The 24,966-nt window shown below is 44.9% G+C and carries 30 protein-coding genes and 2 pseudogenes; 11 read left to right on the top strand and 21 right to left on the bottom strand.

The window, feature by feature from the left end:
• The first annotated feature begins 79 nt into the window (after positions 1-79).
• Both fabA and fabB read left to right on the top strand, forming a co-directional pair.
• On the top strand, positions 80-595 hold the full coding sequence (fabA, locus tag E8Q33_RS01230) for a 3-hydroxyacyl-[acyl-carrier-protein] dehydratase FabA (RefSeq protein WP_041354415.1): 516 nt from the start codon (positions 80-82) through the stop codon (positions 593-595).
• 9 nt (positions 596-604) lie between these two features.
• A pseudogene (gene fabB, locus E8Q33_RS01225) lies at positions 605-1,821 on the top strand (beta-ketoacyl-ACP synthase I).
• 45 nt (positions 1,822-1,866) lie between these two features.
• On the opposite strand, the gene E8Q33_RS15400 reads toward fabB, so the two are convergent.
• Positions 1,867-2,037 carry a hypothetical protein gene (locus E8Q33_RS15400; RefSeq protein WP_168800108.1) on the bottom strand — a complete coding sequence of 57 codons (171 nt, stop codon included), beginning with the start codon at positions 2,035-2,037 and terminating at the stop codon, positions 1,867-1,869.
• A gap of 55 nt (positions 2,038-2,092) precedes the next feature.
• Here E8Q33_RS15400 and E8Q33_RS01220 point away from each other — a divergent pair, with 55 nt between their 5' ends.
• The 4 genes from E8Q33_RS01220 to E8Q33_RS01205 are packed head-to-tail and all read left to right on the top strand — an operon-like array spanning position 2,093 to position 4,943.
• Positions 2,093-2,857 (top strand): alpha/beta fold hydrolase, encoded by a 765-nt coding sequence (locus E8Q33_RS01220; protein WP_136552275.1) that lies wholly within the window; start codon positions 2,093-2,095, stop codon positions 2,855-2,857.
• Positions 2,850-3,200, top strand: coding sequence for a nucleotide pyrophosphohydrolase (locus tag E8Q33_RS01215; RefSeq protein WP_136552273.1), 351 nt, complete (start codon positions 2,850-2,852; stop codon positions 3,198-3,200). Before E8Q33_RS01220 ends, E8Q33_RS01215 begins: the two co-directional genes overlap by 8 nt.
• A 60-nt stretch (positions 3,201-3,260) precedes the next feature.
• Positions 3,261-4,118: a formyltetrahydrofolate deformylase gene (purU, locus tag E8Q33_RS01210; RefSeq protein WP_136552271.1), complete on the top strand. Its 858-nt coding sequence runs from the start codon at positions 3,261-3,263 to the stop codon at positions 4,116-4,118.
• Positions 4,119-4,160: 42 nt separating this feature from the next.
• The gene (locus tag E8Q33_RS01205) at positions 4,161-4,943 is read left to right on the top strand and encodes an SDR family oxidoreductase (protein WP_136552269.1); all 783 of its coding nucleotides are present in this window, start codon (positions 4,161-4,163) and stop codon (positions 4,941-4,943) included.
• Here the strand turns inward: E8Q33_RS01205 and E8Q33_RS01200 are convergent, their stop codons facing one another.
• From E8Q33_RS01200 to dapC, 7 genes and pseudogenes are all read right to left on the bottom strand, one after another.
• Positions 4,944-5,297, bottom strand: coding sequence for a hypothetical protein (locus E8Q33_RS01200; RefSeq protein ID WP_069296379.1), 354 nt, complete (start codon positions 5,295-5,297; stop codon positions 4,944-4,946).
• 109 nt (positions 5,298-5,406) lie between these two features.
• Complete coding sequence (locus E8Q33_RS01195; protein ID WP_136552267.1) at positions 5,407-7,533, bottom strand: TonB-dependent receptor; 2,127 nt, start codon at positions 7,531-7,533, stop codon at positions 5,407-5,409.
• Positions 7,534-7,608: 75 nt separating this feature from the next.
• A complete protein-coding gene (locus E8Q33_RS01190) occupies positions 7,609-7,896 on the bottom strand; it encodes a hypothetical protein (RefSeq protein WP_136552265.1) in 288 nt (95 codons plus the stop codon).
• A 4-nt stretch (positions 7,897-7,900) separates the two neighbouring features.
• Positions 7,901-9,040 (bottom strand): annotated as a pseudogene (gene dapE, locus E8Q33_RS01185) (succinyl-diaminopimelate desuccinylase).
• Positions 9,030-9,374 (bottom strand): ArsC family reductase, encoded by a 345-nt coding sequence (locus E8Q33_RS01180; RefSeq protein WP_136552263.1) that lies wholly within the window; start codon positions 9,372-9,374, stop codon positions 9,030-9,032. The pseudogene dapE and the gene E8Q33_RS01180 overlap by 11 nt, the downstream one beginning before the upstream one ends.
• 160 nt (positions 9,375-9,534) lie before the next feature.
• Positions 9,535-10,356 carry a 2,3,4,5-tetrahydropyridine-2,6-dicarboxylate N-succinyltransferase gene (gene dapD, locus E8Q33_RS01175; protein ID WP_069296374.1) on the bottom strand — a complete coding sequence of 274 codons (822 nt, stop codon included), beginning with the start codon at positions 10,354-10,356 and terminating at the stop codon, positions 9,535-9,537.
• A 17-nt stretch (positions 10,357-10,373) separates the two neighbouring features.
• Positions 10,374-11,570 carry a succinyldiaminopimelate transaminase gene (gene dapC / locus E8Q33_RS01170; protein WP_069296373.1) on the bottom strand — a complete coding sequence of 399 codons (1,197 nt, stop codon included), beginning with the start codon at positions 11,568-11,570 and terminating at the stop codon, positions 10,374-10,376.
• A 74-nt stretch (positions 11,571-11,644) separates the two neighbouring features.
• Here dapC and E8Q33_RS15830 point away from each other — a divergent pair, with 74 nt between their 5' ends.
• The 3 genes from E8Q33_RS15830 to E8Q33_RS01160 are packed head-to-tail and all read left to right on the top strand — an operon-like array spanning position 11,645 to position 12,947.
• The gene (locus E8Q33_RS15830; RefSeq protein WP_247869860.1) at positions 11,645-12,148 is read left to right on the top strand and encodes a DMT family transporter; all 504 of its coding nucleotides are present in this window, start codon (positions 11,645-11,647) and stop codon (positions 12,146-12,148) included.
• Complete coding sequence (locus E8Q33_RS15825) at positions 12,103-12,528, top strand: DMT family transporter (protein ID WP_247869859.1); 426 nt, start codon at positions 12,103-12,105, stop codon at positions 12,526-12,528. The genes E8Q33_RS15830 and E8Q33_RS15825 overlap by 46 nt, the downstream gene beginning before the upstream one ends.
• A 32-nt stretch (positions 12,529-12,560) precedes the next feature.
• On the top strand, positions 12,561-12,947 hold the full coding sequence (locus E8Q33_RS01160) for a VOC family protein (protein ID WP_069296371.1): 387 nt from the start codon (positions 12,561-12,563) through the stop codon (positions 12,945-12,947).
• Between the two features lie 674 nt (positions 12,948-13,621).
• Here E8Q33_RS01160 and ttcA read toward each other — a convergent pair.
• From ttcA to mobA, 4 genes are read right to left on the bottom strand one after another with little or no spacing between them, the layout of a single operon-like run.
• Positions 13,622-14,488 carry a tRNA 2-thiocytidine(32) synthetase TtcA gene (gene ttcA / locus E8Q33_RS01155; protein WP_069295651.1) on the bottom strand — a complete coding sequence of 289 codons (867 nt, stop codon included), beginning with the start codon at positions 14,486-14,488 and terminating at the stop codon, positions 13,622-13,624.
• Positions 14,488-15,417: a gephyrin-like molybdotransferase Glp gene (gene glp, locus E8Q33_RS01150; RefSeq protein WP_371413248.1), complete on the bottom strand. Its 930-nt coding sequence runs from the start codon at positions 15,415-15,417 to the stop codon at positions 14,488-14,490. The genes ttcA and glp overlap by 1 nt, the downstream gene beginning before the upstream one ends.
• Complete coding sequence (locus tag E8Q33_RS16620; protein ID WP_371413238.1) at positions 15,414-15,746, bottom strand: hypothetical protein; 333 nt, start codon at positions 15,744-15,746, stop codon at positions 15,414-15,416. Before E8Q33_RS16620 ends, glp begins: the two co-directional genes overlap by 4 nt.
• Entirely contained in the window at positions 15,739-16,854 is a 1,116-nt protein-coding gene (gene mobA, locus E8Q33_RS01145; protein ID WP_136552261.1) for a molybdenum cofactor guanylyltransferase MobA, read from the bottom strand. The genes E8Q33_RS16620 and mobA overlap by 8 nt, the downstream gene beginning before the upstream one ends.
• A gap of 39 nt (positions 16,855-16,893) precedes the next feature.
• Between mobA and E8Q33_RS01140 the strand changes: the two genes are divergently transcribed.
• Positions 16,894-17,538 carry a TIGR02281 family clan AA aspartic protease gene (locus tag E8Q33_RS01140; RefSeq protein WP_247869858.1) on the top strand — a complete coding sequence of 215 codons (645 nt, stop codon included), beginning with the start codon at positions 16,894-16,896 and terminating at the stop codon, positions 17,536-17,538.
• A gap of 50 nt (positions 17,539-17,588) precedes the next feature.
• On the opposite strand, the gene folE2 is transcribed toward E8Q33_RS01140, so the two are convergent.
• From folE2 to E8Q33_RS01115, 5 genes are read right to left on the bottom strand one after another with little or no spacing between them, the layout of a single operon-like run.
• Positions 17,589-18,398: a GTP cyclohydrolase FolE2 gene (folE2, locus tag E8Q33_RS01135; protein ID WP_069295655.1), complete on the bottom strand. Its 810-nt coding sequence runs from the start codon at positions 18,396-18,398 to the stop codon at positions 17,589-17,591.
• A gap of 8 nt (positions 18,399-18,406) precedes the next feature.
• Entirely contained in the window at positions 18,407-18,787 is a 381-nt protein-coding gene (gene queD / locus E8Q33_RS01130) for a 6-carboxytetrahydropterin synthase QueD (RefSeq protein ID WP_069295656.1), read from the bottom strand.
• 47 nt (positions 18,788-18,834) lie between these two features.
• Entirely contained in the window at positions 18,835-20,661 is a 1,827-nt protein-coding gene (gene dxs, locus E8Q33_RS01125) for a 1-deoxy-D-xylulose-5-phosphate synthase (protein WP_136552259.1), read from the bottom strand.
• Between the two features lie 15 nt (positions 20,662-20,676).
• On the bottom strand, positions 20,677-21,543 hold the full coding sequence (gene ispA / locus E8Q33_RS01120) for a (2E,6E)-farnesyl diphosphate synthase (protein ID WP_136552482.1): 867 nt from the start codon (positions 21,541-21,543) through the stop codon (positions 20,677-20,679).
• 26 nt (positions 21,544-21,569) lie between these two features.
• Positions 21,570-21,815, bottom strand: coding sequence for an exodeoxyribonuclease VII small subunit (locus E8Q33_RS01115; RefSeq protein ID WP_084002961.1), 246 nt, complete (start codon positions 21,813-21,815; stop codon positions 21,570-21,572).
• A gap of 125 nt (positions 21,816-21,940) precedes the next feature.
• Between E8Q33_RS01115 and ribF the strand changes: the two genes are divergently transcribed.
• Positions 21,941-22,873 (top strand): bifunctional riboflavin kinase/FAD synthetase, encoded by a 933-nt coding sequence (gene ribF, locus E8Q33_RS01110; RefSeq protein ID WP_136552257.1) that lies wholly within the window; start codon positions 21,941-21,943, stop codon positions 22,871-22,873.
• Here the strand turns inward: ribF and E8Q33_RS01105 are convergent.
• From E8Q33_RS01105 to E8Q33_RS16615, 4 genes are all read right to left on the bottom strand, one after another.
• Entirely contained in the window at positions 22,858-23,100 is a 243-nt protein-coding gene (locus E8Q33_RS01105; protein WP_136552255.1) for a DUF2007 domain-containing protein, read from the bottom strand. The two genes, ribF and E8Q33_RS01105, sit on opposite strands and share 16 nt — an antisense overlap.
• Positions 23,101-23,102: 2 nt before the next feature.
• Positions 23,103-24,149, bottom strand: coding sequence for an META domain-containing protein (locus tag E8Q33_RS01100; RefSeq protein WP_136552253.1), 1,047 nt, complete (start codon positions 24,147-24,149; stop codon positions 23,103-23,105).
• A gap of 28 nt (positions 24,150-24,177) precedes the next feature.
• Positions 24,178-24,591, bottom strand: coding sequence for a nucleoside diphosphate kinase regulator (gene rnk / locus E8Q33_RS01095; RefSeq protein WP_211116061.1), 414 nt, complete (start codon positions 24,589-24,591; stop codon positions 24,178-24,180).
• 97 nt (positions 24,592-24,688) lie between these two features.
• Positions 24,689-24,934 (bottom strand): DUF6868 family protein, encoded by a 246-nt coding sequence (locus E8Q33_RS16615; protein WP_136552251.1) that lies wholly within the window; start codon positions 24,932-24,934, stop codon positions 24,689-24,691.
• Between the last annotated feature and the right edge of the window lie 32 nt (positions 24,935-24,966).

Genomic DNA, 24,966 nt, shown 5'->3' with positions numbered 1-24,966 from the left:
GGATAGCTGCAACTTTTTCTGCAATCAAACTATCATGCTATTATGTCGTGCTTAATTTGTAGGGTTATTTTAGAATTTCATGAGTAAGCAATCATCTTTTTCCTTCGAGGAACTCTTGCAGTGCGGCCACGGAGAAATGTTTGGCCCGGGCAATGCCCAACTGCCAGTCCCCAATATGCTGATGATGGATCGTATCAGTCATATTTCCAATGATGGTGGTGCCTATGGAAAAGGTGAAATCATTGCTGAACTGGATATTCATCCGGATCTATGGTTTTTTAAATGCCATTTCCCGGGTGATCCGGTCATGCCAGGTTGCCTGGGCCTAGATGCTATGTGGCAATTACTTGGCTTTTTTCTGGCATGGGATGGTAATCCCGGTAGAGGAAGAGCGCTGGGTTCCGGTGAAGTGAAATTTACTGGACAAGTATTACCTAGCGCCAAAAAAGTGACTTACCGTATTGATTTGAAACGAGTAATTTCACGCAAACTAGTACTTGCCATTGCTGATGGCACAGTATCAGTGGATGGTCGCGATATCTACTTCGCCAAAGATTTACGAGTTGGTCTGTTTACATCAACTGACAACTTTTAGGACAAGACAATGAGACGTGTAGTTGTTACTGGTATGGGGATCACCTCCTGTTTAGGATTGGATCTTGCCACCGTTACCGAATCACTTCGCACCGGTCGTTCTGGTATCCATTTTAAACAGCAGTACGCTGATATGGGCTTTCGTAGCCATGTCGCGGGTTTTTTGATATTGATTTTAAAGATTTTATTGATCGTAAAGTTTTACGTTTTATGGGCGATGCCGCAGCTTATGCTTATATTGCGATGAAACATGCAATTCAAGATGCGGGATTGAGTGAAAGTGATGTGTCCAATCCAAAAACTGGACTAGTCATGGGCTCTGGTGGAGCATCATCTTCAAATCAAGTTGAAGCAGCTGATATTTTGCGTGAAAAAGGCTTAAAACGAGTCGGTCCATATCGCGTGACTCAGGTCATGGGAAGCACAACTTCAGCCTGTCTGGCCACACCATTCAAAATCAAGGGCGTCAACTATTCAATGTCTTCTGCCTGTGCAACCAGTGCGCATTGTATTGGTAATGCGATGGAGCAAATCCAGCTAGGTAAACAAGATATTGTTTTTGCTGGCGGTGCGGAAGAAGAACACTGGACCATGAGTTCATTGTTTGATGCGATGGGCGCTTTGTCGACCAAATATAACGACACACCTGAAAAAGCATCACGTGCTTATGATGCTGACCGCGACGGTTTTGTTATCGCTGGCGGTGGTGGAGTATTAGTACTGGAAGAGTACGAACATGCTAAAGCGCGTGGTGCAAAAATTTATGCAGAATTAACCGGCTATGCTGCCACTTCTGATGGCTATGACATGGTGGCGCCTTCAGGTGAAGGTGCGCAACGTTGTATGCAAATGGCCATGTCTACAATGCGTAACAGTAAGGTCGATTACATTAATGCTCATGGCACCAGTACACCGGTTGGCGATTTAGCTGAGTTAGGTGCTATCAAGCAAGCCTTTTCTGAAATCCAAATCCCACTGGTTGGCTCCACTAAATCACTGTCTGGTCACTCATTAGGTGCAGCTGGTGTACAGGAAGCGATTTACAGTTTGTTGATGCTTGAAAATGACTTTGTTGCTGCTTCTGCCAATATCGATAATCTCGATGAGCAAGCTAAAGGTATGCCTATCGTATTGGAGCGGAAAGATAATGCAGCGTTGCAGGCTGTGATGTCGAATAGCTTTGGTTTTGGTGGTACCAATGCCTGTCTAGTATTTGAGAAAATCTAATTTAACAATTAAAACACCCTTAGCGTGATGCTAAGGGTGTTTTTTTTAACTTAAATCCGCATCTGTAACCGGTCCACGTTTTCCTGCTAACGCTTCCTGCATCAAACTGACTAACTGTTGTTTTTTCACTTCATCGTCCAAATGCTTTGAACTGAAGGTTATGCCAAATCGATCGGCATATTGCTTGACCAGTATCATCAAAATTGCTTCATCCACGTTCACTTTCTCCAAACTTTTCAATCACGCATTATAACGTGATAACTTAACTATTATGAGATTACACTATCAATCAATTGGCCAAGGTCCACCCTTAGTTATCCTGCATGGTTTATTTGGTTCAGCCGATAACTGGCGAGGTATAGCTAAAACCCTTTCATCCGAGCGACAGGTTATTAGTGTTGATCTGCGTAATCATGGCCGCTCATTTCATCATCCTCAGCAAACGTTTGATTTAATGGCCGAGGATTTGCTGAATTTACTAGACGATTTAAGCTTACCAACAATAGATCTGCTGGGACATTCGCTCGGCGGCAAAACCGCCATGCAATTTACCCAGAATTTTATTAATCGAGTAAACAGACTTATTGTTGTAGATATTGCCCCACGACAATATATCGATGAACACAGTGTTATTTTCAAAGCTTTATTAGCATTAGATTTATCAAAATTTTCATCACGTACGGAAGTGAGCGAAGCTTTATCGGTAACATTGCCAGATCCATTGGTACGTCAATTCTTATTACTGAATTTGCAAAAAGATGATCAAGAATTTAACTGGCGTATCAATCTGCAGGCTTTGTTTTGTAGTTATCCAGGGTTGCTGCAAAGTGTTGAGTCAATTGAAGTTGTTGAAGTGCCCAGCCTGTTTATCAGTGGCGAAAAATCAAACTATGTCACGGATAATGATTGGCAGCAGATTAAATCTTTTTATCCTAACGCCGAGCATGTAGTGATCGATAATGCCGGACATTGGGTGCATGCAGATCAACCGGATATTTTTGTTGAGCAAGTAAATAGGTTTCTTGCAGATGATTAACGCTGAGTTATTAAAACAATTAATTGAATTTCGCCGTGAACGTGACTGGGAGCAATTTCATAATCCCAAAGATATTGCGATTTCGTTATCTATCGAAGCGGCTGAGCTGCTGGAATGGTTTCAATGGCGCGATAAGACGGAAATTCAGCAAATGCTGGAGACGGATAAGCGCGAAGCCCTGGAAGATGAAATCGCTGATGTCGCTGTGTATTTGAGTTATTTGTGCTACGACCTGAATATTGACCTTGAGCAGGCGATTAAACGAAAAATGGATAAAAACGCTGCGAAATACCCGGTGGAGAAAGTTAAAGGTCGGGCTGACAAATATAATGAATATTCATAAAACAGCCACAAAGTGCTAGCATCTGCGCTTTGATTTTAAGCCAGTAGAGGTCGTTTCTCCATGAAAGCCATCGTGTTGCTGATTCAATGTGCCGATCAAAAAGGGTTGCTGGCTGGCATCACCGGTTTTTTTGCAGAACGAGGTTACAATATTCTGCACTGTCAGCAATATACCGATACTGAGCATGGTCGTTATTTTATGCGCCTCAAGGTGGAAGATGAGGGGCAAATGCCTAATCAAGCCTTACAACAACAATTCAGCTCGTTAGCAGACAGCTTACAATTGACCTGGTCAGTTCACTTTACTGATGTACCTTACCGTGTGGCTTTACTGGTCACCCGAGCGTCGCACTGTCCTTATGACTTATTGTTGCGGGAACTGGAAGGCGAGTTGAAATGCGAGATTCCCGTCATTATCGGTAATCATCCCGATTTGGAGAATATGGCGCGGCAGTTCAATAAACCGTTCTATCATCTACCTATCACCAAAGAAACCAAACTACAACAGGAAGCACAGATTAAATCCTTACTTTCAGAGTATCAGATTGATCTGGTGGTGATGGCACGTTACATGCAAATTCTGTCTGAGCAGTTTGTTAAAGAATTTGCCGGTAAGGTTATTAATATTCATCATGGATTTTTACCGGCTTTTCAGGGGGCCAAACCTTATCACCAGGCTTATGAGCGCGGGGTTAAACTGATTGGCGCCACCGCACATTATGCGACCGCCGAACTCGATGAAGGTCCAATAATCGAACAGGATGTTGAACGCGTACGTCATGATAATAGCCCGCAAGATTTAGTCATGATTGGCAAGGATATCGAGCGCTTAGTCCTGGCACGTGCAGTGAAAGCGCATATTGAACATCGCATTATTGTCAGTGGCCGTCGCACTATCGTGTTTGCAGAAGGTGCCTGATAATCTATTCCTGCTGCCTATAAACTGAGTCTGAAAGAAATTATGACGAACGCTTTCAATACAAATCTATCATCTCCGGTAATTATGATCACCGGTGCTACCGCTGGCTTTGGTGAAGCCTGTGCCAGGCTGTTTGCCAAAGCCGGATGGCGTTTGATTATTACTGGCCGCCGTTTGGAACGTCTGCAGAATTTGCAGGCGGAACTGGGCGGCTCAAAACAGACCTGTATCAGTTGTTTTGATATCAGTGACCGGCAGGCGACAGAACAGGCATTTGCTGATCTCCCTGAGGAATTTCAACAGATTGATGTGTTGGTCAATAATGCGGGGTTAGCGTTGGGACTGGAGCCGGCTTATGCTGCTGATCCGGAAGATTGGGAACGCATGGTCGATACCAACATTAAAGGCTTGATGCGATGCACCAGACTGGTTTTACCGGGCATGCAGTCACGAGACAGGGGATATCTCATAAATATCGGTTCTGTCGCTGGAAACTGGCCTTATCCGGGCGGCAACGTGTATTGCGCAAGTAAAGCTTTTGTCAGACAGTTTTCATTGGCCTTACGCGCAGATTTACTGGGCACACAGATTCGGGTAACTAATATCGAGCCTGGAAATGCGGAAACCGAGTTTTCCATGGTGCGCTTTAAAGCCGATGAGCAGCGTGCGGACAAGGTTTATGAAAACACTGTTGCGCTTACCGCTCAGGATATTGCGGATACCATCTGGTGGCTGGTCAATACCCCGGTGCATATGAATGTCACCACAATGGAGATTATGCCTACCCAACAAGCAACCGGGCCATTAGCTATTTTTCGCGGCTAGTCAGCCTAATAACCAGCTTTTAGGATTGGCAATGGGTTGTTGAGCCTTAAGCGTTTTTAAACCCTTTACACTGCGGCTGATATTCCAGACAATCCAGACTACCATTACGGCCAAACCGTATAAATTACCCATCCACAACAGTCCCCATGAAACCATCAGTAAGATCAGGCTGATAAAGAAACCATTAATTTGAAACAAATAATGTGATTGCAACCAGTCTGCTGCTTTAGGTTTTTTTTCATAAGCAACTAAGGCGCCCATGATTAGCATTGGGTAAATCAGTGAGCCGACTAAATTGAAGATGTAAATCAGTTTAATACTGCTGATATCGTCGCCAGTTTCAATTAAAGCCATTTGTGGTTACTCATTAAAAAGGTTTCAATCTAGCAGGATCCTTACTTTTGCTCCACAAAAAAAAGGCCCGGCAATGCCGGGCCTAATACTGCAAAGATCGAATTAGCGATTAACCGCCAAAATCAAAGCGGATACCGGTGTATAGGGTACGGCCCAGAATCGGTGATTCATCTTTAAAGAAACTGGTATGCCGGCGACCATCTTCATTAAGCAAATTACGCCCTTGAAGAAAGATTTGAGCTCCCTTTAAGCTAGCTGGTGACCAACTTGCATCAAAGGAAACCAGGTTATAGCCGCTGGTATTGTTTTCAGTGACAGCGGTTTTGGTTTGTTTAAAGACTCGACGATAGTCGAGACTGAAATCCCAATCAGCATAGGAAGTATCAAAACCGATACCAACCCGAGTCGGACTCATACGTGGTAAATCTTCACCACCACTGAGTTTGCCGCGTACATGATCAGCTGAGAGACGCATGCTGAGCGGAATAGGGCCCTCTACCAGATCGGTAATGGCACCAAATTCGACACCATAAAATTTGGCATTTCGCTGTTCGTTGACAACCAATGTATCGCCTTCAATCTCAACGGCCTGACCGGTGCCATCATCGCGTGAAGCCAAGTAAATAAAATCATCTACATAATTGTAGAAGGTGGTCAGATCATAGCGAAATGCGCCGATATGACGATCAAAACCGACTTCAAAATTAGTGTAGGTTTCTTTGCCAAGGTTAGGATCACCAATCTCAACTGTACCCGCTGCTGCATGGCGACCAAAGGCATAAAGTTGTTCAGCCGAAGGAGCACGTTGTGAGCGGGTGACTGACATTCTTAAATGATGAGCCGGATCCACATCGATGATTGTGCCCGCGGATAAGCTGAACGGGGTGAAGCTACGACTGCTCAAACTGGCTGCTTGTTCTTCTTCACTACCATCAGGGAGATCAATTTCGCGGTCTTCACTCAGGTTATCTGAGCTGGAACGGACGTGATCAACACGAGCCGCGACTTCAAACCGACCAAAGTGTGTCGGGCGTTCTTCAAGAATAAACAAACCGACGGTACGTGTATCATTACCACGGATATAAAAACCATCGCTATGACCGCCACCACCACCATGGCTATGACCTTCACCCTCAGCTTCAAAATCACGATCATTAAACTGCAAACCGACAACACCTTGCCAGTCACCTATCGGGTTATGCACCATTTCCAGACGCATTTCGGTTTCGTTATTGTTAAAGCGGGTTTCAACTTCACTTTCAACGAATGCACCATCATCAAACTCAGAACCGATTTCCTGCTGTCGATAGCTGGTATATGCCATTTTCAGACGAGCAGTTTTAAAGCCTGGTAAAGGATCATTGAATTCACTGCGGAAATCAAAGCGATCATTTTTTGCGCGAATTTGTTCCTGCTCTTCTTCGCCGTCACCCAAAAACACTTCAGGAATGCCGTATTGAGTTTTCCAAGTGCTATAACCTAATCCAGCAAAACCCCAATCACCTTTATATAGCCCAGTGATTGAGAACACATCATTTTCAACTTCACTGTTTTGCAACTTGTCTTTACGACCGAAACGTTGACCTTTTTCCTGATAACCATCGATATCAAAATCACTGCTGCGGCGCACACCATAATCGGTGCGTAAAACAAAACTGTCGCCCATTGGCAGTTCTAATCCCAGTCGACCCTGACGGTCATGACCATTTAAACCGTATGACATTTGGCCATCCACTCTTGGAGAGTCACCAAATTCCGGGTTAAAACGGTTGCTGCGGACGTTGATAACACCACCAGCTGCGCCACTGCCATACAACAGAGTGGCTGGGCCACGAAACACTTCAATTTGATCGGCACGTCCTGTATCCAGTCCGATAGCGTGATCAGCACCTTCTCCAGAAATATCCGAGGTACTCAAGCCATCTTCCAGAACCTGCACGCGTGAGCCTTGTAAACCGCGCACAACAGGACGGCCTACGCCCTGACCAAAGTCAGCATTATGTACACCTGGCAGACCATCTAATGTTTCACCTAATGTACTGGCACGTTTTTGATTGAGTTCATCACCGGCAATGACGGTAACAGGTTGAATCAATTCGTCAGATGTCCGGTTGCCTAAAGGGTCGGAAGTGACCACCAGACGTGGAATATCAACAGTATCTTCAGCAGCAAACGCTACAGAAGCCATAGTGGAAAGTGCTGCGGCAAGCAGCACTACAAGTGGTTTTTTATTCATCACGAATAATCCTCATAGCAGAAATCAGCAGCCATTTTCTAAATAAGAAAACGACAATAAATCAAAATCAGAACGCTATGAGATAACGGGTGGGGCGCGGATCGCGAACGAGAGATAAGTATTTTCAAAACGAGCAGGGGGATAAACAGTAGCATCAAGCTGGAAACGTTGTTGCCATACACCGATGCTAAGTTGATGGTTAGCATCAATTGAAGGGGTATGACTAACAACATTTAACTGATCACATAATGCAATATGCTCGTGAAAAGCATGCTCGGCATCATGCCAAACAGCTATGGATTGCATCAGCAAGAATGCTGCTGCAAAAAGCCATAACAGATGTTTGGTGTGCCGAAGTTGCATTTTTTTAGTTCACCAACAATTCGATGAGTAATTGCTGGTAGATAGCCGACAAGGTATCCAGATCGGCAATCGACACATGTTCATCAATCTGGTGAATGGTGGCGTTTAACGGACCAAGCTCAATCACCTGTGCACCGGTTGGTGCGATAAAACGACCATCGGATGTACCTCCGGACGTTGATAATGTTGTGTCGTAACCGGTTACATTTTTAACCGCTATTTGCACGGCTTCTAGCAATTTGCCTCCAGCTGTACGAAATGGTTTACCAGATAAAATCCAATCCAATTGATATGCCACACCGTGTTTATCAAGAATCGCCTCAACCTGTTGTTGCAACTCTTCATGAGTGACTTCGGTGGAATAACGGAAATTAAAAATCATTTCTGCTGTGCCGGGAATGATATTGGTTGCACCGGTACCGCTGTTTAGATTGGATACCTGAAAGCTGGTGGGCGGAAAATCTGCATTGCCTTGATCCCATTGCACTGCACATAGTTCAGCCAGAGCAGGGCAAGATTGTGTACCGGATTATCTGCCAGATGTGGATAGCAATATGACCTTGTTTACCTTTAACTGTCAGATAACCATTTAACGAACCACGGCGACCGTTTTTAACTACATCAGCTACTTTGTCAGTACTGGTTGGTTCACCGACCACACACCAATCGATATGATCCTGGCGCGCTGCAGGGTTTCAATGACTTTAACCGTACCATCAGTGGCCGGACCTTCTTCATCGCTGGTCAGTAAAAAAGCAATACTACCGGCATGTTGAGGGTGTTCAACCACAAAGCGCTCACAAGCAGTCACCATAGCAGCAATACTGCCTTTCATATCGGCTGTGCCGCGACCAAACAAGATATCGCCATCAATTTTGGCGGCAAAAGGCTCATGAGTCCATTTATCTACAGGACCTGTAGGCACAACATCGGTATGACCAGCAAAAACAAATAACGGACCATTATGGCCTCGGCGGCACCACAGATTATCCACTTCACCAAACCGTAAATATTCAGCATTAAATCCACTGTTCGCTAAGCGCTCTGCCAACATAACCTGACAACCTTTATCGGCTGGCGTAACACTGTCACGCTGAATCAAATCAATAGTTAACTGAACAGTTTCAGAGAAATTATTTTGCATAGCGGGCCTGGAAATCAGATTCATTGAAACCTATCGATACACCGGATTCATCTTCAATGACCGGGCGTTTGATAAGGGTGGGATGGGCAAGTATTAATTCGATAGCGACATGTTGATCAAGCTGGTCTTTGCGGGGATCATCTAACTGACGCCAAGTAGTGCCACGTTTGTTGAGTAGCTGCTCCCAACTGACGGAGTTCAACCATTGTTCAACAGTGGGCTGGTCGAGTCCATCTTTTCGAAAATCATGAAATTGGTAAGACACTTGATGTTCATCCAGCCAGTGCCGGGCTTTTTTGACGGTGTCACAATTCTTAATACCAAATAGTTTCATCGTTGCCGTCTCACCTGGAAGAACCCACCATGTGGGTTAAAAGACGTGAAATGATACAGTATATCAATGGTTTTTGCATTACTGACTACACCGTAAATTGGCACTGAAAAGACGGTAACGACACTGGCGTATCGTCACCGTCAACAGCATCTTTTATAGCTTAAATATCACGCAGTAATTCGTTGATACCGACTTTACCACGGGTTTTTTCATCTACCTGTTTGACGATAACGGCGCAATACAAGCTGTAGCTGCCATCTTTTGATGGTAGGTTACCGGACACCACAACTGAACCAGCAGGAATGCGACCGTAGCTGATTTCGCCTGTCATACGGTTAAAAATTTTGGTGCTTTGACCAATGTATACGCCCATTGAAATCACTGAGCCTTCTTCAACGATAACGCCTTCAACCACTTCAGAGCGGGCACCGATAAAGCAGTTATCTTCGATAATAGTCGGGCCTGCTTGTAATGGTTCCAGCACGCCACCGATGCCTACGCCACCAGATAAATGTACGTTTTTACCAATTTGTGCACAGCTGCCAACAGTAGCCCAGGTATCGACCATGGTGCCGGAATCAACATAAGCACCGATATTCACGTAAGAAGGCATTAATACCACGCCTGGCGCGATATATGAGCCACGACGTGCCGCAGCTGGAGGAACAACCCGCACACCGGCGGTATTGAAATCAGCTTCGGTAAAGTTGGCAAATTTTGGCTCAACTTTGTCGAAGTATTGGGTTTCACCACCCGACATAGGGCGGTTGTCATTCAAGCGGAACGATAATAGAACCGCTTTTTTCAGCCATTGATTAACGACCCAATCACCATTTTGTTTTTCAGCAACACGGGCTTTACCACTGTCGAGCAACGCCAATACTTCATTAACAGCATTACGTACTTCCGCGTCGGCATTGGCTGGGGTGATTTCTGCACGGCGCTCAAATGCCGTTTCGATAATCTGCTGGATATCGCTCATCGGTTTCTCCAAATAATTTAAGATAGGGTTTCAATATAATCACGGATCCGCATAGCCGCTTCGACGCACTCATCTTGTGGTGCAACCAATGCCATACGAATCCGGTTAACGCCAGGATTACCTTGTTTGGTATCTCTGGCTAAAAAACGCCCCGGTAACACGGTGACGTTATATTGATCAAATAAGCCGCGAGCAAAATCAGTATCGGCAATCGGGGTTTCCGCCCACAGATAAAAACTCGCTTCGGGCTGAGTCACATTCATAACCGGGGATAAAATTTCCAAAACGGCATCGAATTTCTCTCGATACAGCTGCCGGTTATGTGCAACATGCGCTTCATCAGACCATGCTGAGATTGAGGCAGACTGGGTAGAGGGCGGCATCGCACAGCCATGATAAGTACGGTAACGTAAAAAGGATTTCATAACATTGGCATCACCCGCCACAAACCCGCTACGTAAACCCGGTGCGTTAGAACGCTTGGATAAACTATGAAAAACTACACAGCGGCTTAAATCGGTATAGCCTGCAGCTACTGCTGCCTGTAACAACCCGACGGGTGGCAAAGCTTCATCAAAATAGATTTCCGAATAACATTCATCTGCCGCAATAATAAAATCATACTCATGGGCTAGCTGAATCAGCTTTGTCAGTGTTTCAGCATCTACGATAGCACCAGTCGGATTGCCTGGGCTGCACAGATATAACAACTGGCAACGAGACCAGACGCTGGGTGGTACTTCATCGAAGTCCGGTACAAAACCTGTTTCTTCGGTGCAATTCAGTAAATACGGTTCGGCGCCAGCCAGAAAGGCTGCACCTTCATAAATTTGATAAAACGGGTTAGGCATCACAATCAGTGGGTCTTTACGACGATCGATTATCGCCTGGGCAAAAGCAAACAATGCTTCGCGGGTACCGTTAACAGGCAGAATCTGTGAAACAGGATCAATATGTCCCGCAAGCTGAAACCGTTGATCCAACCAATTGGCAATAGTATGACGTAACTCGATACTTCCAGCAGTCGTTGGATACACTGATAAGCCATGCAAATGACTGATGACCGCTTCAGTAATAAAGCCGGGAGTTGGATGTTTTGGCTCACCTATGGATAACGAAATATGCGCCAAGGCTTTTGGAGGGGTGCAGCCTTGTTGCAGTTCGGCAAGTTTCTCAAAGGGATAAGGATGTAATCGCGCCAGATCTGGATTCATTAAAACATATCGCCGGGTCAGAAAAATCCGCCCATTATAACGCTTCAATTGCTGCTCGTGTTATAAGCATCAGCATGAGCACAGTAAAACAAACCGAATCCAAACTCGCTATTCTCAGTCTGCTATTTGCCGCCTCAATGTGGGGCTTCATCTGGTATCCGATGCGTTTGTTCGAACAGGCAGGCATGTCGGTGATTTGGGTCACCTTGGTGATGTATTTTACGGCAGCAGTAGCCAGCTTACCGGTTTTCTTCAAGCAACGTTATCACTGGAAGCAGATCCCTGCCGATTTGCTCTGGCTGGCTTTGGCCGCTGGCATGACTAACTTGGCCTTTTTGGTTGCCTTGAATGAAGGGCAGGTGATGCGAGTTATGTTGTTATTTTATTTATCGCCACTGTGGTCAGTGATTCTTGGTCGATGGTGGTTGGGTGAAAAGTTGTCTTTGGCAGCCATCGCCATGTTTTTGCTGGCAATGGGAGGCACCATTTTAATGTTATGGCGTCCAGAGGTAGGTTTTCCCTGGCCCATGGCTTGGCTGATTGGTTGGCTTTGTTTGCCAGTATGTGTTTTGCGGTAAACAATGTCTTAAGCCGCAAACTTGCCAGTGTACCGATGGCATTAAAAACTACCATTGTGTTGTGGGGCGTCGTTGCCGTATCGATCGTGGTTCTGTTACTGCAACAGGCTTCATTGCCAGTAGTCGACGTTACAGTTTGGTTGAGTGCTGTATTTATTGGTGGCGGTATCATCATCGCCATGACTGTTGCGGTGTTATATGGGCTGGCCAGAATGCCAGTTTATTTAGCGGCTGTGATAATGTTATTTGAACTGATTGTAGCTGCGATTTCATCAGCATTATTAACTACTGAAATAATGACATTGCCGGAATGGCTTGGTGGGGCGTTAATCTTTGCTGCGGCGTTTGGTATTGCCCGCGTTGAAAAGCACAATAGCTAAACTTTTTATTATTGATCTTGCAGGAAAAATTTATGATTAAGTCAATTGCCCATGCCAGCTTTCTGGTGGAAGATTTATCCAAATCACTGAAGTTTTATTGTGATGTATTGCAGATCCCGTTAAATCCAAACCGTCCCAAGTTTGCCTATGACGGAGCTTGGCTGGATTTGGACAACAAACAACAATTGCATCTGATGGTATTACCCAACCCTGATTCGACAGATGGTCGTCCGGAACATGGAGGTCGGGATCGGCATGTTGCTTTGCTGGTGGAAAATCTTGATGCTTTGGCAGAACGGCTCGAACAGGCAGGCGTTGAGTTCTCTCGCAGCAAGTCTGGTAGAGCGGCTTTTTTCTGTCGAGATCCTGACGGCAATGCGTTGGAGTTCGCTGAAGATTTCACTCCAGCTAGCCAGTAATTCAGGTGCTTGAAAGCAACAATCAATAGCTTAGCGAGTTACTCACATTTTCTGTGGATAAGTCTGTGGTTAACAATGTTGAAAATCGCTAAGTTATTAATCTTTAATAGAGCTGTTCAAAATGGTTAAAATTTAACCATTTTAAAAAATACATAAATATCAGTTACTTAAGATTGAATCTTGTTGATTCAAGGACTTAGCGATGCTTATTGTAAGAATACTGTAACAATGAAGAAGGAAGTGAATAACTTTTCCTATTCGGTTGACAAAATTTCAAATAGTGTGCCAAAAAACTTTCGATTATTTGGTGATGTTTAAATTTTCTTTATCATTAATTAATTCAGTGAAATCGACATTTACTCAACCATGAGTTGTGATTTTTTTAGGTATCGATTCTGCCAAGTCAGTCACTTAAAAGTGACAATCAATAGCTTAGCGAGTTACTCACATTTTCTGTGGATAAGTCTGTGGTTAACATTGGTTAAAAACGCTAAGTCGTTAATCTGTAACGGGGCAGCTTAAAATGGTTAATTTTTAACCAAATATAAAAACCCATTAATATCAGTAATATACATGTGTATTGTATGGGTTGAATAACATATGAATGCTAGCTGTAAGAATAATGAAACAATTTAATAAAAAGTGAATAACTTTAAAAAACCATGGTAGAAAATCTACACACGTGCTAAAGCAGGGTAGAGTTGATCATCAAATGCGCTATCTTCATCACCTGTCGGCTCGCTACGCAATTTTTCTAGTCCCTTAAAATCAAATAGTTGTTGATCTGCCAGCTGAGAGGGAGAAAGATTCTGAATACTGCGGAAGATGTTTTCAACACGGCCGGGGTGTTGTTTTTCCCAGCTTTGCAGCATTTCTTTAATCACCTGTCGTTGCAAGTTTTCCTGAGAACCACATAAATTGCATGGAATGATTGGAAACCCTTTCGCTTCAGAATAACGGGTGATATCAGCTTCTTTGGCATAGCAAAGCGGTCGAATGACAATATTGGTTTTATCATCGCTTAAAAGTTTAGGCGGCATGGCTTTTATTTTGCTGCCATAAAACATATTCAAAAACAGCGTTTCGATAATGTCATCGCGGTGGTGGCCTAAAGCAATCTTAGTGATGCCATGTTGACGAGCATAACCATATAACGAACCACGGCGCAGCCTCGAACAGATGCCGCAGGTAGTTTTCCCTTCCGGCACTACTTCTTTGACGATGCTGTATGTATCCTTTTCAATGATGTGAAACGGTACGCCTATACTGCTGAGATACTCGGGTAGCACATGCTCTGGAAACCCGGGTTGTTTTTGATCCAGATTGACGGCAATCAACTCAAAATTAATCGGTGCGTGATCGCGTAAATTCAACAGAATATCCAACATGGTATAGCTGTCCTTTCCGCCTGACAGACATACCATGACCTTATCGCCATCCTGAATCATGTCGTAATCGGCAATCGCCTGACCAACCTGTCGACGCAGGCGCTTGCTGAGTTTGTTGAATTCGTGTTGTTGTTTGAGTTGATTTTCAGACATTAGATTAAACCTGCAAAGGGTTGGACAGTGACCGATTGACCGGCAGCGATACCATCACAATCTTCATCCAATAAAATAAAACAGTTGGCATGGCTCATCGAATGCAAAATGCCAGAGCCTTGTTCACCGGTCATGCTCACTTCCAATTGATTGGTGGCATTACTGCGCAATAATCCACGTTGAAATTCAAATCGACCGGGACGCTTACGGATATCAGCAGCAGCGACAGCCTGTAACAGCAATGGAGTTTGCTCAAGTGCACCTGCCAGTTTGTTTAATGCCGGTTGTACAAACTGATAGAAAGTCACCATGACTGATACTGGATTACCGGGTAAACCAAAAAAGTGGGCGTCGGCTATTTTGCCATAGGCGAGTGGTCTGCCGGGTTTCATTGCTATTTTCCAGAAATCTACTTGGCCGAGTTCAGCTAAAAGCTGTTTTACGTAATCTGCTTCACCTACCGAAACACCGCCAGAGGTAATAACGACATCGGCTTCAGCCGCCGCTTGCAACAATGCCTGACGCAAATCATCAGGGGTATCTTTGACCACGCCCATATCAATTACATCGGCATCCAGGCGTTTGAGCATGGCAAACAGCGTATAACGATTACTGTCGTATATATCACCTGGCGTTAAGCTCTCGCCAAGGGAACGTAACTCATCACCGGTGGAAAAAAACGCGACACGAATCTTTCTGCGAACCTTTATTTCAGCCAAGCCAAGCGAAGCCAGCAGGCCTAAATCTGCAGGAATAATCCGATTTCCGGCACGTAATACTACTGAACCGGCTTGAATGTCCTCGCCCGCTAGTCGAACATTTTCACCGGGATGATGTTCACCATGGAATACGATTAAATCATCTTGTATTTCCGCCTGTTCCTGCATGATCACGGTGTCGCAGTGTTCCGGCATCATTGCGCCGGTCATAATGCGCACGCATTCACCAGCATTAACGGCATTTTTAAAAGGCGGCCTGCAAACGCGCTACCAATCAATTTTAGTGTGATGGCTTGATTGTTGAGATCCTCGCCCCGAAGAGCATAACCATCCATAGCTGAATTCGCATGAGGCGGAACCGATAATGGAGAAATCACATCTTCATGTAAAACCTGTCCCAACGCATCACGCAGTGCGACTTTGCGCCAGCAGTTAATCGCAGTGATTTGCTGCAAGATGCGCTGTCTGGCCTCATCCACCCTTAAAGTGGTTGTGGGTTCAGGGGTGGCGCAACTTGGTTGAGGAGTGAATTCAGTCATGATGGTATTGCCGGATAAAAGTAGTAATAAACTGCAGAATGGCGGCTAAATCATTCAGATTCAACACGGGAATGTTGGGCTGATCAGACAAAACAGAATCAGTGGCAATACCAATAATATTAGGGTCGTTCGGATAAATCAGTGGTTTACCGATATTGCTACGGTGCAATTCTAATTTCGGAAAAGCTTCGTGTTTAAATCCTTCAACCAGAATCAAATCCAGTTTTTGCATATCCAATCGCGCTAAACAATCTGTTAATTGGGGCTCTGCCTGTTCATTGTCGCTGGTCTGCATCAAGGCCAATAGACGTCTGGAAGCCACCAGCACCTGGCTGGCACCGGCTTCACGGATCCGATAACTGTCTTTACCTGGCTGATCAATATCAAATAAATGATGGGCATGTTTAACGACAGCGACGTTTAAACCGGATTCACGCAGTCTGGGAATTAATTGAGTAAGTAAAGTGGTTTTGCCGGTACCGCTGTATGCCGCAATGCCTAACATCGGTACTGGCATGTTATAAGCGCTGGTAAGAAGATCTTCGGGATGGTTAAGGTTCTTAAAGCTCTCCGGCTGATCAGAAAAATCCACTTCAATCATCGGATGCTGGGCAAACCAGCGATCAATTTTCCGTTCGCCTGCAGCAAGATATTTATGTAAATCGTCTGCCAGTTCACAGTGTATTAATGCAAATACTGGTTGAATACGCTTACCATCAGTGGCGACAGCGATTTTTTTACCTGAAAGTAACAAGCATTCCAGCATACGCTGTCTTAATTTTTTACTAGGTGCTGGACTGTCACAGGGTACCGTCAGAATATAATCGGTCTTGGCGGCGAGCATACCTGCCAGCATACCCGCTAGCGGCCCTTGAAAGTCGGAGAGCGAATCGCGAATAACAGGATAGCCAAATTGTTGATAACGCTCTATATTACGATTGGCATTTATCAGCAACTGCTCAACCTGGGGTGCTATGTGATTAATAACATGAGCAACCAACGGCTGATTTGCAAATGCTATCAGGCCTTTGTCCTGACCGCCCATACGACGGGCTTCGCCACCGGCGAGAATGACACCGGTCACGGTAGGGTAAGAAAAATTAGTCATGCTTATTTGCAGTAAACGGCTTTTTGTTGAGTAGATACAATGCGTAAATTAACGATTTCTGTGCTCATTATACTGTGTATTCCACTTAACGCGTGGTCAGAGGATTTACAAATTCTGGTCATGGCTCTGTATCGCGATCATGCTGTGGTTGAAATTAACCGGAAACAGCATTTTTTAGCCGTCGGCCAACGAACGCCGGAAGGGGTAATATTAATCAGTGCTAACAGTAATCAGGCGGTCATGGATATTGCTGGTCAACGAAGCATATTCGAATTGAATAATCGGGTGGGGGGCGTTTATTTGGCACCTGCTGAAATGCCGGTGGTCAGTATTTGGCCGACCAACGGTATGTATCTGGCTAGTGGCTCAGTCAACGGTTATACCGTCGACTTCATGGTGGATACCGGCGCAACAGTAATTGCGATAAATGGTGAAACTGCTAAACGCTTAGGCGTGGACTATTTAGGTGCTAACCAGATTGGAGTAAGAACGGCTTCTGGTGTTGAACTCGCATACAGTATTCAATTGCAAACCGTGCAGCTTGGTGATATCTCACTGGATAATGTTGATGCAGTTGTGATTGATGGCCCGGAACCGCAACGCGCTTTATTGGGCATGAGCTTTCTCAATGCCTTTGATATGGAACGCAAAGGGGAACGGCTGGATTTACGCCGTAAATTTTGAACATAAAAAAGCCCGGATTAACCGGGCTTTTGTATATATAAATCTGATTATCAATCGAAACCTTTGCTAATCAATGCATAAGCAGAGTGATTGTGAATCGATTCAAAGTTTTCTGATTCAACGGTGTAAGCGTTAATGCGATTATCTGCATTCAATCTGGCCGCTACATCACGGACCATATCTTCTACAAACTTCGGATTGTCATACGCATGTTCGGTGACATATTTTTCATCCGGACGTTTAAGTAATCCATAAATCTGGCAAGAGGCTTCGTCTTCAACCAAATCAATCAAATCTTCAATCCAGATAAAGCTATCCGTTTTTACCGTTAAAGTAACGTGTGAACGTTGGTTATGAGCACCATAATCCGAGATGTTTTTTGAACATGGGCACAAGCTAGTGACCGGTACGATGACTTTAACGGTCATGCTGGTTTTTTTGCCAACAATTTCACCAATAAAGCTCACTTGATAATCCATCAGGCTGCGGACTTTTGAAATTGGCGCTTCTTTATTCACAAAATAAGGGAAGCTCATTTCGATATAGCCAGATTCCGCATCCAGACGTTCAGTCATTTCACCTAACATGGTATGAAACGATTTAACGGTGATTTCACGCTCATGTTGATTGAGGATCTCAACAAAACGCGACATGTGTGTGCCTTTGAATTGATGCGGCAGATTCACATACATATTAAAGTTGGCGACAGTGTGCTGTTCGCCGGTGGTGCGGTCACTGACCACTACCGGATGGCGGATATCTTTAATGCCGACTTTATCAATCGCGATATGACGTTTGTCTTTAATGTTCTGTACGTCTTCGATTTCTGCTGCTGCCACAGGCTTGTTTTGTTCAGTCATGATTCGGGTTAGTCCTCACTATATTTGACACAAGCACGGTCGGTTTCCCATACCGTTACACCAGAAACTTTGGCGGTGTCGGTGTTTAGCGTATTGCTAAGGCGCTGATAAAAAAACTGGGCGATATTTTCGGCCGTCGGATTAATCTCATCAAACGGAGGTATATCATTCAGATATCGGTGATCCAGTGTTTTGGCTAATTCACGAGTCGCCGTTTTAATTGCTTTAAAATCCATGCCCATACCATGCTGATTAAGCGCATTGGCAGTGACTTCGACTTCCAGTTTCCAGTTGTGGCCGTGCATGCGTTTACAATCCCCAGGGTAATCCCGCAGGGTATGTGCAGAGGCAAAATCAGCCAGAATTTTTAAGGTATAAGTGGCGCTCATAATGTTGACTATTATACTCGGGAATTAGCCTATCGAATAGGCCATTATTACGCAAAATAACGATTGATGGAATCGATAATGCCACTTGCATCCAGGCCACAAGCACTTAGCATTTGGCCGTGATCGCCATGATCGATAAAATGATCTGGCAGTCCCATCATTCGCAAGTTAGTCTTTAACCCTTGTTGCTGATAATACTCATTGACTGCACTGCCAGCGCCGCCAAGCACGGAATTTTCTTCAATGGTTATTATCAGTTCATGATTGGCGGCAATCTCATCCAACATCGCTGTATCTAATGGTTTGACAAAGCGCATGTTCACCACAGTTGCATCCACTTGCTCAGCGGCATCAAGCGCTGCATGTAATAAGGTTCCAAATGCCAGAATGGCTGTTTTTTTACCATTGCGGCGGGTTTGAGCCTTACATATGGGTAAGCTATCCAATTGAGGTTCAATGGCCGTTCCATTGCCGCAACCACGAGGGTAGCGGACTGCAGCGGGGCCATTATGCTGAAACCCGGTTGTCAGCATTTGCCGGCACTCGTTTTCATCGCTGGGAGCCATGATAAGCATATTTGGAATACAACGCAGATAACTTAGATCAAAACTGCCTGCATGTGTTGCGCCATCCGCACCGACTAAGCCGGCCCGATCGATCGCAAATAACACCGGAAGGTTTTGCAATGCGACGTCATGGATTAATTGATCGTAAGCACGTTGCAAAAAAGTCGAATAAATCGCGACTACTGGTTTTTTGCCCTCACAGGCCATACCTGCAGCTAAGGTCACCGCGTGTTGTTCGGCAATGCCAACATCAAAATATCTTTCCGGAAACCGTTCAGCAAAGGCGTTCAGCCCTGATCCTTCACACATTGCCGGAGTGATCGCGATGAGATCTTCAGATGCGGCACCCATATCACATAGCCATTGGCTGAAAACTTGAGTAAAGGTCGGACCAGCTTTCTTGTTCTTGCTGTTGGCAGGGCTGACACCATGATATTTACACGGTTCTTGCTCAGCTGGCTCAAAGCCTTTGCCTTTTTTAGTGACAATATGCAGAAACTGCGCGCCTTTGCTGTTGCGCAAGTTGCTCAAGGTGGTGATCAAGGTGTCCAAATCATGGCCATCGATGGGACCGATATAGTTGAACCCCATTTCTTCAAATAAGGTTCCAGGCATCATCATGCCTTTAACATGCTCTTCAGTTCGCCTTGCAAACTCCCAGGCTGGTGGGATTTTTTCCAGCATTTTCTTGCTGCTTTCACGGGCAGAACGGTAAAAACGACCAGACAGTAGTCTAGCCAGATAATTGGCCATACCGCCGACATTTTTAGAGATAGACATCTCATTATCATTCAGCACCACCAGCAAATTAGCACCCAAGTCACCGGCATGAGCCAGAGCTTCATAGGCTTGGCCTGCAGTAAGCGCTCCATCACCGATAATGGCTACTGAACGTCTGGACTCACCACTAGCACGAGCCGCAATCGCCATACCTAAAGCGGCACTAATAGATGTGCTTGAATGACCAACGCCAAAGCTGTCATATTCACTTTCACTACGTTTAGGAAAGCCAGAGAGCCCATCAGGTTGCCGCATGGTATGCATTTGATCGCGACGGCCGGTAAGAATTTTATGAGCATAACTTTGATGACCGACATCCCAGACCAAGCGGTCTTCAGGAGTGTTAAACACGTAATGCAAAGCCAATGTCAGTTCAACGACACCTAAATTCGACGAGATATGGCCGCCGGTTTGCTGAATCTTTTCAACGATCAATTCACGGATTTCAACCGCTAATTGATCGAGTTGTTTTCGTTCCAATTTACGTAATTGGGCGGGGGAGTCTATTTGCGCAAGTAGGCTTGTCATGTTGATTCAGCGAAATTAAAAGGTTCGTTGCACGACAAACGTTGCCAGTGCGCGCAGTGCTAAACAGTTTTTTTCAATATTATCCAGAGCAGCCAAAGCCTCAGCAACCAGTGATTGCGCTTTTTTCTGAGCGGCTTCCAGCCCTATTAATGCCGGATAAGTGGGTTTATTACGGGCAATATCTGCACCTTGTTGTTTACCCAGGGTTTCAGTATCTGCTATCACATCCAGCACATCATCCTGAACTTGAAATGCCAGTCCAATAGCTGCCGCATAATTATCAAGATGTTGGAAATCGGCTGCGGTACAAGTTGAGCTACAATGCGCACCCAACGCCACACTGGCCTTAATCAATGCACCGGTTTTTAACTGATGCATGGCTTCAAGTTCAAATTGATTCAATTGTTTGCCCACAGAAGCTAAATCGATAGCCTGACCACCAGCCATACCTGCAGCTCCAGATGCATGTGCCAGGCACTTAACCATTGCGATTTGCTGAGCAGGTGAAAGCTGGTTATCACACAGGCATTCAAACGCCAGACTTTGTAAAGCATCGCCGACTAATAACGCTGTAGCTTCATCATAGGCTTTGTGACAGGTAGGTTTACCGCGACGCAGGTCATCATCATCCATCATTGGCATATCGTCATGCACCAGTGAATATGCATGAATCATTTCAACTGCGCTGGCGGCTGAGTCCAGCGCATCAGCATCGGCATTAAATGCTTCTCCCGTTGCATAGACCAACATTGCACGCAAGCGCTTTCCACCATTTAACGTAGCGTAATGCATGGCTTCGTTTAATTTTGCTGCCGTGACATCGCTGGTGGAGGGTAAGCGTTGCTGTAGAGCTAAACTGATACGTTGCTGGTGCGCAGGCATCCAGTCAGTTAAAGAGAGCTGTTGTGTCACGAGACCTCGGAATCGGGATCAAAATCCACTAAATCAGACTGGCCAGACTGTTGTAATAACATTTGTACTTTTTGTTCCGCAGCTTGCAAAGCTTCCTGACAATCGCGAGTAAGCAATACTCCGCGTTCATAGAGTTTTAAAGATTCTTCAAGGCTGATATCACCTTTTTCCAGACGCTCGACCAGTGACTCCAATTCACTGACTGCTGCCTCGTAATCCAGTTTTTTGCGTTTTGCCACCATATTGGCCTCTGTACAAATCTCGCGTTAACGACACATTATAAGTGAATCGAAGCAGACATGCCCGCTGGAATGTTTGCTGATTTCCCGTTAGTCTGTTGCGTTTTCTTCTAACACTGAACTTGTCCATGCCGAAAATCATTCGCGGCTTATACAATTTACCTGACCCCGCTCAAGGTTGTGTGGCGACAATTGGTAACTTTGATGGAGTACATCTCGGTCACCAGGCCGTATTGTCTCAGTTAGCAATGAAAGCGGACATACTGAATTTACCAGCCGTGGTAATCACCTTTGAACCTCAGCCTTATGAATATTTTGTCCCGGAAAAAGCCCCGGCCAGATTGTCGCGGTTTCGTGAAAAAGTTGAAGCATTGCGCGCTTATTCAATTCAAAAGCTTTGTGTATTGCGTTTCAATCGTCAGCTTGCCGAAATGCAGGCCGAAACCTTTATTCAGAAGTTATTGATAGAGGGATTGAACGTACGCTATTTGGTGGTGGGTGACGATTTTCGTTTTGGCAAGGATCGTCAGGGTGACTTTGCCTTGTTACAGAAAGTTGGCAAACAGCGCGGGTTTCAAGTGGTCAATATGCATACTTTTGCCATTGATGAGATGCGAGTAAGTAGTACCCGCATTCGAGAAGCTTTGCGAGAGGGAGATTTAGCGGTGGCAGAGAGGCTGTTAGGACGTCCTTACCGGATGAGCGGACGAGTAGCGCATGGCGATAAACGCGGCCGTAAAATGGGTTATCCGACCGCCAATATTCATTTGCATCGCGCCAAAGTGCCGTTGCAAGGTGTTTATGCTGTGCAGTTGTATGGCATTGATGAAGAACCGGTCAATGGGGTGGCCAATATCGGAGTCAGACCGACAGTATCAGGAAGTGATAAGGCGTTGCTTGAAGTACATTTGTTTGATTTTGAACGCGATATTTACGGGGAGCATGTGCAGGTATATTTTCTGAAGAAACTGCGCGATGAACATAAATTTGCTGATCTGGATCAATTGATATCGCAGATTCATATTGATTCCGCCCAAGCTAGGCACTATTTTTCTGAATAGTCGTCTGTTCTGCTGAACTTGCCAGCTTCATAATCCGCAATCAGTTGTTCTGCCGCAGACACATCATCATCGTTTACAAATACATGAGCAAAATCACTGGCTGGCAAATCACCGACCGCGCCTTGCAGATAATGCCCGCCAACATAGGTTTCAATGCCATGAGTGTCTAGCAATCCCGCTACTATGTGGGCTTCCAGGATATTAGAACCGCGAAAGATTAACTGCATAACTATTGCAGATGTACTGCTTCAAACCTTGCCATAACGTTGCCATTCACATCTGCTAGCTCAAGATGTTGGCCTTCAATCTTCCAATAACGCACTTTTTCCAGCATAAAATGCATTGCCTGTGCCGTTTCCATTCCTTGGGCACAAGCCATCATAGTGCTGGCGATCCGGTTGAATTTAAGTTTGTCTTCCCGCAGCTGGAAGCTGCCCATGATGCTATTGCAGCCATCAGATCCGGATAGCCGGTTTTCTTCACTGGCTAATATTAAAGAGGGTTCACGTTGTTGTTCATAAACTTCAATTGGCTCGTCATTTAAGCGAGTCAGTTTCCAGTAGGTATTGATTAAATTTTCGTTATAACCCAGCTCGCCACAGGTTTCTCCCGGCCAGATATCTCGGGCCTGAGTAACAATCAATGTTGGCTGCATTTCACCCGTATCACTATTTGGACGAGGTTCCATATAGCCGGTCAATTCGACCAAGATAGGCTGATTTACCTCATCTACATATTCCAGATAAAGCGATTCAAGTGCAGCATTATCAGCTTCATGGGCAACAAACCAACGTTGACCAGTCAGACATTCTTTAAAGATGCCACTATCAGCCACATAACTGTACTTACCATTAAATTGCATGGCGGGATATACGGCATGAAACTCGGCATCACGTTGCAATTGATAATTTAACGAGCTGTTGATGATCGTATATTCCTGATCCAGCAAACTGATACTGCCATCTCTTTCGATTTGAAATGCAGTTTGCTGAGGATGATCGGATAACAGTCTGAGTTGGCCGGTTTGTTGCTGCCATTGTCCAAGCTGATAAAACGTCGAATTCTCGCCCGACTCTTGGTAATGCAACTGCAGATAATAGCTTTGATCGGCAAATAAATTGAGACGATAATCAATACCGGGGCAGTCAGCACAGGGCAATGTGCCACTGTAACTGACTGGGAAATCTTCGATAATCAAACGCCGTTCTTCTGATTGTTCAGAGCTACAAGCACTTAAAAACAAAATCGACATCAGAAACAAGCATTTTTTTAACATATCGAACTCCGGTTTTAGTTCACCGGAACTATCGGTGAAATTCACCTGCTCGCTCCGGTTGATATTCTATGGCTTCGATTCTGACTTGTAACATGCCGCCTTTACCATCCGGCCAGTCGATTTCATCTCCTTCTCTCAGGCCAAGCATGGCACTGCCAACCGGCGCTAAAATGGAAATCGTATTACCAGAATCATCCATATCTTTTGGATAGACCAATTTCAGCGTAAAAGTTACCCCGCTGGAGATAACAGAAAATTTAACCTGCGAATTCATCGTTACGATATTGGCTGGCATCTTTTCCGGTGCAACCAGCTCAGCACGTTCCAATTCAGTCTCCAAAGCCGCTTTAATATTCGCCGGAATGCCAGTAGAAGACTGCAGCAAACTTTCGATACGCGTGTAATCGAGTTCGGAAATAATAATGTCAGGTTGCGTATTCACAATAAACTCCATTCAACAAATTTAAAGACGCACAAAAACTACCGTCAAAAGTTGACAGCATCATTTTCGGGTCATAGTGGGAATAAAACAGGCAGACCTATGATGGCACAAATTTCAAACCAATATAAGGTGCCAGCAAAAACAAAAATATGGCGAGCTTGTAAAACATCATTCCGCAATAATGTAATTGCGAAAATTGCTCGCGACTTAGGACGAACCACCGACTATGTAGCCGGTATATGCTTTTATTGCCAAAAGCATAGACGATGAACCACAGCGTCAATACCAGATAATTAAGAACAGTGGCCCAGCCCAAAACAAAAGTAAGATTCTCCAGCGTCATTGCAGGCTCTCCCTTTACAGTAGAGCTCTAAT

The organism is Methylophaga sp. SB9B (assembly GCF_004832235.1).
GTDB classification, from domain to species: domain Bacteria; phylum Pseudomonadota; class Gammaproteobacteria; order Nitrosococcales; family Methylophagaceae; genus Methylophaga; species Methylophaga muralis.
This window is presented reverse-complemented; position numbering and strand designations above follow the sequence as displayed.

Coding starts and splice junctions, on each gene's coding strand:
- fabA (WP_041354415.1), top strand. CDS start 80: ATGAGTAAGCAATCATCTTTTTCCTTCGAGGAACTCTTGCAGTGCGGC.
- E8Q33_RS01220 (WP_136552275.1), top strand. CDS start 2,093: ATGAGATTACACTATCAATCAATTGGCCAAGGTCCACCCTTAGTTATC.
- E8Q33_RS01215 (WP_136552273.1), top strand. CDS start 2,850: ATGATTAACGCTGAGTTATTAAAACAATTAATTGAATTTCGCCGTGAA.
- purU (WP_136552271.1), top strand. CDS start 3,261: ATGAAAGCCATCGTGTTGCTGATTCAATGTGCCGATCAAAAAGGGTTG.
- E8Q33_RS01205 (WP_136552269.1), top strand. CDS start 4,161: ATGACGAACGCTTTCAATACAAATCTATCATCTCCGGTAATTATGATC.
- E8Q33_RS01200 (WP_069296379.1), bottom strand. CDS start 5,297: ATGGCTTTAATTGAAACTGGCGACGATATCAGCAGTATTAAACTGATT.
- E8Q33_RS01195 (WP_136552267.1), bottom strand. CDS start 7,533: ATGAATAAAAAACCACTTGTAGTGCTGCTTGCCGCAGCACTTTCCACT.
- E8Q33_RS01190 (WP_136552265.1), bottom strand. CDS start 7,896: ATGCAACTTCGGCACACCAAACATCTGTTATGGCTTTTTGCAGCAGCA.
- E8Q33_RS01180 (WP_136552263.1), bottom strand. CDS start 9,374: ATGAAACTATTTGGTATTAAGAATTGTGACACCGTCAAAAAAGCCCGG.
- dapD (WP_069296374.1), bottom strand. CDS start 10,356: ATGAGCGATATCCAGCAGATTATCGAAACGGCATTTGAGCGCCGTGCA.
- dapC (WP_069296373.1), bottom strand. CDS start 11,570: ATGAATCCAGATCTGGCGCGATTACATCCTTATCCCTTTGAGAAACTT.
- E8Q33_RS15830 (WP_247869860.1), top strand. CDS start 11,645: ATGAGCACAGTAAAACAAACCGAATCCAAACTCGCTATTCTCAGTCTG.
- E8Q33_RS01160 (WP_069296371.1), top strand. CDS start 12,561: ATGATTAAGTCAATTGCCCATGCCAGCTTTCTGGTGGAAGATTTATCC.
- ttcA (WP_069295651.1), bottom strand. CDS start 14,488: ATGTCTGAAAATCAACTCAAACAACAACACGAATTCAACAAACTCAGC.
- glp (WP_371413248.1), bottom strand. CDS start 15,417: ATGACCGGCGCAATGATGCCGGAACACTGCGACACCGTGATCATGCAG.
- E8Q33_RS16620 (WP_371413238.1), bottom strand. CDS start 15,746: ATGACTGAATTCACTCCTCAACCAAGTTGCGCCACCCCTGAACCCACA.
- mobA (WP_136552261.1), bottom strand. CDS start 16,854: ATGACTAATTTTTCTTACCCTACCGTGACCGGTGTCATTCTCGCCGGT.
- E8Q33_RS01140 (WP_247869858.1), top strand. CDS start 16,894: ATGCGTAAATTAACGATTTCTGTGCTCATTATACTGTGTATTCCACTT.
- folE2 (WP_069295655.1), bottom strand. CDS start 18,398: ATGACTGAACAAAACAAGCCTGTGGCAGCAGCAGAAATCGAAGACGTA.
- queD (WP_069295656.1), bottom strand. CDS start 18,787: ATGAGCGCCACTTATACCTTAAAAATTCTGGCTGATTTTGCCTCTGCA.
- dxs (WP_136552259.1), bottom strand. CDS start 20,661: ATGACAAGCCTACTTGCGCAAATAGACTCCCCCGCCCAATTACGTAAA.
- ispA (WP_136552482.1), bottom strand. CDS start 21,543: ATGCCTGCGCACCAGCAACGTATCAGTTTAGCTCTACAGCAACGCTTA.
- E8Q33_RS01115 (WP_084002961.1), bottom strand. CDS start 21,815: ATGGTGGCAAAACGCAAAAAACTGGATTACGAGGCAGCAGTCAGTGAA.
- ribF (WP_136552257.1), top strand. CDS start 21,941: ATGCCGAAAATCATTCGCGGCTTATACAATTTACCTGACCCCGCTCAA.
- E8Q33_RS01105 (WP_136552255.1), bottom strand. CDS start 23,100: ATGCAGTTAATCTTTCGCGGTTCTAATATCCTGGAAGCCCACATAGTA.
- E8Q33_RS01100 (WP_136552253.1), bottom strand. CDS start 24,149: ATGTTAAAAAAATGCTTGTTTCTGATGTCGATTTTGTTTTTAAGTGCT.
- E8Q33_RS16615 (WP_136552251.1), bottom strand. CDS start 24,934: ATGACGCTGGAGAATCTTACTTTTGTTTTGGGCTGGGCCACTGTTCTT.